Raw genomic sequence first — 7,330 nt, 5'->3', positions numbered from 1 at the left:
TACTGACGCGCTAGTCGACGCAGACGTGCTTGCACTTGTAGACGCGCTCGTTGAAGCTGACGTACTTGCACTTACTGACGCACTGGTTGACGCAGATTCACTTGCAGATACTGACGCACTCGTTGAAGCGGACGTGCTGGCAGACACAGACGCGCTGGTCGATGCGGACGTACTTGCACTTACTGACGCGCTAGTCGACGAAGACGTGCTTGCACTTGTAGACGCGCTCGTTGAAGCTGACGTACTTGCACTTACTGACGCACTGGTTGACGCAGATTCACTTGCAGATACAGATGCGCTGGTAGACGCTGATGTGCTTGCAGAAACTGATGCACTCGTCGACGCTGAGGTGCTGGCACTTACTGACGCGCTCGTTGAAGCTGATGTACTTGCTGATACTGAAGCGCTAGTCGATGCGGACGTACTTGCAGATACTGATGCACTCGTTGAAGCTGACGTACTTGCACTTACTGATGCACTCGTCGACGCGGACGTACTTGCAGACACAGACGCGCTTGTGGACGCGGACGTGCTGGCACTTACTGACGCACTAGTTGACGCGGACGTACTTGCAGAAACTGACGCGCTAGTCGATGCGGACGTGCTTGCGCTCACTGACGCACTCGTCGACGCTGAGGTACTTGCGGATACTGAAGCGCTAGTCGACGCTGATGTGCTTGCGGATACAGAGGCACTCGTGGAAGCTGACGTACTTGCGGATACTGACGCACTCGTTGATGCGGACGTGCTTGCTGAGACGGATGCGCTTGTGGACGCGGACGTACTTGCACTTACGGATGCACTCGTTGATGCTGACATACTTGCAGATACTGATGCGCTAGTCGACGCGGACGTGCTGGCACTTACGGACGCACTCGTTGATGCCGACGTACTTGCTGACACAGACGCACTCGTTGAGGCAGACGTGCTGGCACTTGTGGACGCGCTCGTGGAAGCTGACGTACTTGCGCTTACTGACGCACTCGTGGAAGCTGACGTGCTGGCACTTACGGATGCACTGGTCGATGCCGATTCGCTTGCAGATACTGAGGCGCTGGTTGAGGCAGACGTGCTGGCACTTACGGACGCACTTGTGGACGCGGACGTGCTTGCACTTACTGACGCGCTTGTGGACGCTGACGTGCTGGCAGATACTGACGCACTTGTGGACGCGCTCGTTGAGGCGGACGTACTTGCAGATACTGACGCACTGGTTGACGCAGATTCACTTGCAGATACTGACGCACTCGTCGATGCGGACGTACTTGCACTTACTGACGCGCTAGTCGACGCAGACGTGCTTGCACTTGTAGACGCGCTCGTTGATGCTGACGTACTTGCAGATACTGACGCACTGGTTGACGCAGATTCACTTGCAGATACAGATGCGCTGGTAGACGCTGATGTGCTTGCAGAAACTGATGCACTCGTTGAGGCAGATGTACTTGCAGACACAGACGCGCTTGTGGACGCTGACGTACTTGCACTTACAGACGCACTCGTTGAGGCGGACGTACTTGCAGATACTGACGCACTGGTTGACGCAGATTCACTTGCAGATACTGACGCACTGGTTGACGCAGATTCACTTGCAGATACAGATGCGCTGGTAGACGCTGATGTGCTTGCAGATACAGATGCGCTGGTAGACGCAGACGTGCTTGCACTTGTAGACGCGCTCGTTGAGGCGGACGTACTTGCAGATATTGACGCGCTTGTGGACGCGGAGGTACTTGCGCTTACTGAGGCACTCGTTGAGGCAGACGTGCTTGCACTCACTGATGCACTTGTCGACGCGGACGTACTTGCACTTACTGATGCACTAGTGGACGCAGATGTGCTTGCAGACACAGATGCACTCGTTGAGGCTGAGGTACTTGCAGATACAGAGGCGCTCGTGGACGCTGAAGTACTTGCACTCACTGACGCACTCGTTGATGCGGACGTACTTGCACTTACTGAGGCGCTCGTGGACGCAGATGTGCTTGCTGAAACTGATGCACTCATGGATGCTGAGGTGCTTGCACTTACCGATGCGCTCGTCGATGCGGACGTACTTGCTGAAACTGAGGCGCTAGTTGATGCGGACGTACTTGCACTTACCGATGCGCTCGTCGATGCGGACGTGCTGGCGCTCACTGAAGCGCTCGTGGAGGCTGAGGTGCTTGCACTTACTGAAGCACTTGTCGACGCTGAGGTGCTTGCACTTACTGACGCGCTAGTAGACGCTGAGGTGCTTGCAGATACTGAAGCACTCGTGGAAGCAGACGTACTTGCACTCACTGAGGCACTGGTCGACGCTGACGTGCTTGCAGATACTGAAGCACTCGTTGAGGCTGAGGTACTTGCAGATACCGACGCACTCGTCGATGCGGACGTACTTGCGCTTACCGACGCACTGGTCGACGCGGACGTACTTGCACTTACTGATGCACTCGTGGAAGCAGACGTACTTGCACTTACTGAGGCGCTCGTGGACGCGGACGTACTTGCACTTACTGATGCGCTCGTCGATGCTGACGTGCTGGCGCTCACAGACGCGCTGGTGGACGCTGAGGTACTTGCACTTACTGACGCACTCGTTGAAGCGGACGTGCTGGCGCTTACTGAGGCACTGGTCGATGCGGACGTACTTGCGCTTACTGATGCGCTGGTAGACGCGGACGTACTTGCGCTCACTGATGCGCTCGTCGATGCAGATATGCTTGCAGATACTGACGCACTCGTGGAGGCTGAGGTACTTGCACTTACTGACGCACTCGTGGAGGCTGAGGTACTTGCGGAAACTGAGGCGCTCGTGGAGGCTGAGGTACTTGCAGATACCGACGCACTCGTCGATGCGGACGTACTTGCGCTCACTGACGCTGACGTGCTTGCAGATACAGATGCACTCGTCGACGCTGAAGCACTTGCACTTACTGACGCGCTCGTTGATGCTGAGGTACTTGCACTTACTGACGCACTCGTTGATGCGGACGTGCTTGCACTTACTGAGGCACTCGTTGATGCGGACGTGCTTGCTGAAACTGAGGCGCTTGTTGAAGCCGATGTGCTTGCAGATACAGATGCGCTCATTGACGCTGAGGTGCTTGCTGAAACTGAGGCGCTTGTTGATGCGGACGTACTTGCACTTACCGATGCGCTCGTCGATGCGGACGTGCTGGCGCTCACTGAAGCGCTCGTGGAGGCTGAGGTACTTGCACTTACTGACGCACTCGTCGACGCTGACGTGCTTGCAGATACTGAAGCACTCGTGGAAGCAGACGTACTTGCACTTACTGACGCGCTCGTTGAAGCTGACGTGCTGGCGCTTACTGAGGCACTGGTCGATGCGGACGTACTTGCGCTTACCGACGCACTCGTCGACGCTGACGTACTTGCACTTACTGAGGCACTCGTGGAAGCAGACGTACTTGCACTTACTGAGGCGCTCGTGGACGCGGACGTACTTGCACTTACTGAGGCACTCGTGGAAGCAGACGTACTTGCGCTCACTGAAGCACTCGTCGATGCTGACGTGCTGGCGCTCACTGACGCACTAGTGGAAGCTGAGGTGCTTGCACTTACTGACGCACTCGTCGATGCGGACGTGCTGGCAGATACAGATGCGCTTGTTGAAGCCGAGGTGCTTGCGCTGACTGAAGCACTTGTCGACGCGGACGTACTTGCGCTCACTGACGCGCTTGTTGAAGCCGAGGTGCTTGCGCTGACTGAAGCACTGGTTGAAGCTGAGGTGCTTGCACTTACTGACGCGCTCGTTGAAGCGGACGTACTTGCGCTGACTGATGCGCTCGTGGACGCGGACGTACTTGCGGATACTGAGGCACTCGTCGACGCTGAAGTACTTGCTGAAACTGATGCGCTCGTGGACGCTGAGGTACTTGCACTTACGGACGCACTTGTGGACGCTGAGGTACTTGCGCTCACTGAGGCACTCGTTGACGCAGACGTGCTGGCACTTACGGACGCACTCGTCGACGCGGACGTACTTGCGCTGACGGACGCGCTCGTAGATGCCGATGTGCTGGCGCTGACGGACGCACTCGTTGAAGCTGAGGTACTTGCACTTACGGATGCACTCGTCGACGCGGACGTACTTGCACTTGTAGACGCACTTGTGGACGCGGAGCTCTTAATTGACACAGAAGCACTTGTAGATGCGGAACTGCTTGCTGAAGTTGAGGCACTAGCAGAGGCTGACTTACTTTCCGCAATAGATTCGATTGTTGAGGTAGAGGCACTGACGGATGCGGAGGTGCTTGCAGATTTGGAAGTACTTCCTTCTCTTGTATCTACCAACTTACTACCCTCAACAGTAGCCTTCCTGTTATCTCTGAATGTTATAGTAGTCGTACCATTATTAGAAACGGAAATAGCAGTATTTAAATTGTTACCTGCAACGTCTTGTGGTCTTAAGTTTGGATTACTCTGCTTAATTGCTTCTCTGACCTGATTTTTTTCAGTTTCTGATAATTGATTTGGGTTCTTAACTATTAACGTATTCTCTGGAATATTCGGTTTGTATCGAATAATCAATCTGAACTGGCCATTTACCGATGTCTTTGCAACAGCAGCATTACCCATTTCTGTTTGTGTTGCATTAACGTTCCCTGCCGCATCCGTAGCAGTTATGTAACGAGTATAATCACCAATCGTTGTATCGACTGGAACATTACCAAAAACTCGAACCTTTAACTGATTACCTTCTTGCGCAACTGAATATCTCACCCATTCAGTACCGGTTCCAGGAAGATTACTATACAACCAACGATAAAGTGTCTTATTAAGATCAAAAGCATTGGAATTATCCGTTACTGTCGCAACAAATTCAAAGGACTCACCACGATAAACAGTAATTTCACTAGGGAAATCAACAACTGGTCTTTCTGTATCTCTAAACGGCACATTGGTATCCAAATCTATCTTATCCCAACTTCCTCTAGTCTTACTAGCGACTTCGCTGTATTCAGCAGGAAAATTATTATTTGTAATAGCTTGAGTACTTGTTGCCAATCGCAGGGCAATAGCTGGATTACCTGTAGTCTCTGCCACTCTGGTGACAATTCGCAGTGTTGTAGTCGCTGCTGAACGACCAGTATAGAGGTTCCAAGCTCCAGATGACTGAACAGTCCCAGAATTAGTAGCTTCTCGACCATTAAAAGTAACGCTTGTAGTTTCCTGACCTTCTCCGATAGATACAAGCGCCCCAATATTGCCAGTCTGTGCTTTGTTAGGTGACAAGGTGATAGTCCAAGTCAGCAGACGAGTCTGATCATCAAAGCTTGTAGTGATGTTGTCAATCATATCACCGTTGACTCTATCACGGTTAGTCTCATTGAAATTGGGCTGTGTCACCGCCCGACGGCCCCTTCTCCGTCCTGTCTGGTTAGAAGCTTCTGTCGACTGCTGGCTGCTTTCGGATCTAGCACTCTCTGATGTAGAGGTGGTAGATGTCTGACTGGCTGAGACTGACTCTGATGCACTAGCGGACGCACTAGTGCTTGCACTAACCGAATCAGATGTACTTGAAGACACTGAAAGAGACTCAGATACACTTAAGGAATCTGAGACTGACTGAGATGTGCTGGCACTGATAGAAGCAGAGCTAGACTGTGACACTGACTCTGAAGCTGAAATGCTAGCAGAGATAGACGCACTAACAGAAGCACTGGCGCTGGCTGAGGATGTATCTGATACAGACTCTGACTCAGTATGTGAGCTTGCCGTTGCGGTTGCCGCTTCAGCAGCACTACTTTCTTCTCCTAAAACTGTTTCACCACGTGTCGCTAAAACGTCTGTCGTATCAATGACCTTTTCCAGAGCCTGACCTTCTTCTGCATGAACAGTTGTGCTTGTCACAACAGCTCCGCCCAGAACGGCCCCCGTGGCGACAATGCCCCTCAAAAAGTCTATGCCGCTCTTCTTATCGGTAACTTGTTCTTCCGTTAACTTGAGCTCGATCGATGAAAGGCCTCCCCCTCTCATTGATCTAAAAAGGCCGAACTGTGATGTCGCAGCACGCAGCCAATGCTTGCCCGATTTAATCAGCTTAAAACGAGTCACACGCTCTACTTCGTGGTACTTACCTTTTTGACGTTTAAAAAACATAATTCTCCCTTTAATTTATATCCTTTTTAAAAATCCATTAATCCCATTTTACCACACTATTATATAAAATGAACAATAAATTACTTATTTTTTTTGCTGAAATTGTTTTCAAGCATTTCCAAATAAATCATTTTCAAAAAGAATCACCTTACTTTCATGCCTCTTTTACAAATAGAAAAAACGCCAAACAGCGTTTCTTGCATCTTATGACGGAAGACATGGGATTCGAACCCACGCACGCTTTTACACGCCTACTGCGTTTCCAACACAGCCTCTTAAGCCTCTTGAGTAATCTTCCACAAAAGAGAAAGTCCAGCTTTCTCAAAACTTTAACCATTATACCACATTACAGCCCCAACCGCCATAGTTTCCGTTAAATTTTTTCACAAATTCAACCAAAGTCCAAACATTCTGGTTCAAATCAAAGATTTCTGTCGTATCCATACGAATCACGTGTAGCTGATATGGTTTGTCCGCATCCTCTATCTTTTCAGCGGATACGAGGCTATAGCCCAGTTCCTCGACTTCCTTTAGGAAACCATCTCGATCTTCCTCAGACGCAAAATAGGCCCAATGGTCAATCTCGCGCTCCTGACTATGGTCATCGCCGTCCTGCTCCAGCTGGTACCAGACCCGCTGGTTGAGAATGGTCTGATACTCGTATTCATTAGGATAGAGAAAATCAAAGTACTGATTCCATTCCTCGTCTTCCAGGGTTGCCGAGTCATAGCGGCGGTCTGGAAAGTCGCGCATCACTTCGGCAATTGGCTCCAGATGGCTTTTCTTGTCTTGCAGATAGTAGTAAAACTCAATATTTCCATCTGTCGTAATCACACCGACATGAATGCCACCGACTTGCCCTAAAGCCTCAGAAAGCCGGTCCTCAATCACATTCAGCTCCTTAAACTCATCACTAGATGGAAAACCCGTCTCCCCATTGTACTGGAGGAGCGAAATCTTGAGCCTCATAGCATAGGCATAGAGAGGATAGGGTGCCTCATCAGCAAGAGCTAGATTCAGACGGATACTAGCCAACTTGTCATCAATATAAGTTGAGAAAGATCCCCACTCACTCGGAAAAGGATCTTCAGAAGGCACATCAAGCACTGATTCTTCTACCTTTTCTACTTTCTCTTCCTCTTGCTCTTTTTTCTTACCAAACAAATTCTTAAAAAAACTCATATCAAACTTCCCTTAATACTTATGAAATCAACCTAATAGA

2 protein-coding genes and 1 tRNA gene are annotated in these 7,330 nt (G+C 50.7%); all 3 read right to left on the bottom strand.

The window, feature by feature from the left end:
* A partial coding sequence (locus tag HMPREF1150_RS11765; protein WP_009659981.1) for an accessory Sec-dependent serine-rich glycoprotein adhesin occupies positions 1-6,108 on the bottom strand: 6,108 nt, incomplete at its 3' end.
* Between the two features lie 210 nt (positions 6,109-6,318).
* Positions 6,319-6,406, bottom strand: a tRNA-Ser gene (locus HMPREF1150_RS03995).
* Between the two features lie 38 nt (positions 6,407-6,444).
* Entirely contained in the window at positions 6,445-7,290 is an 846-nt protein-coding gene (locus HMPREF1150_RS04000; RefSeq protein ID WP_009659984.1) for a DUF695 domain-containing protein, read from the bottom strand.
* Positions 7,291-7,330 lie beyond the last annotated feature (40 nt).

This window comes from Streptococcus sp. AS14, assembly GCF_000286495.1.
GTDB classification, from domain to species: domain Bacteria; phylum Bacillota; class Bacilli; order Lactobacillales; family Streptococcaceae; genus Streptococcus; species Streptococcus sanguinis_P.
This window is presented reverse-complemented; position numbering and strand designations above follow the sequence as displayed.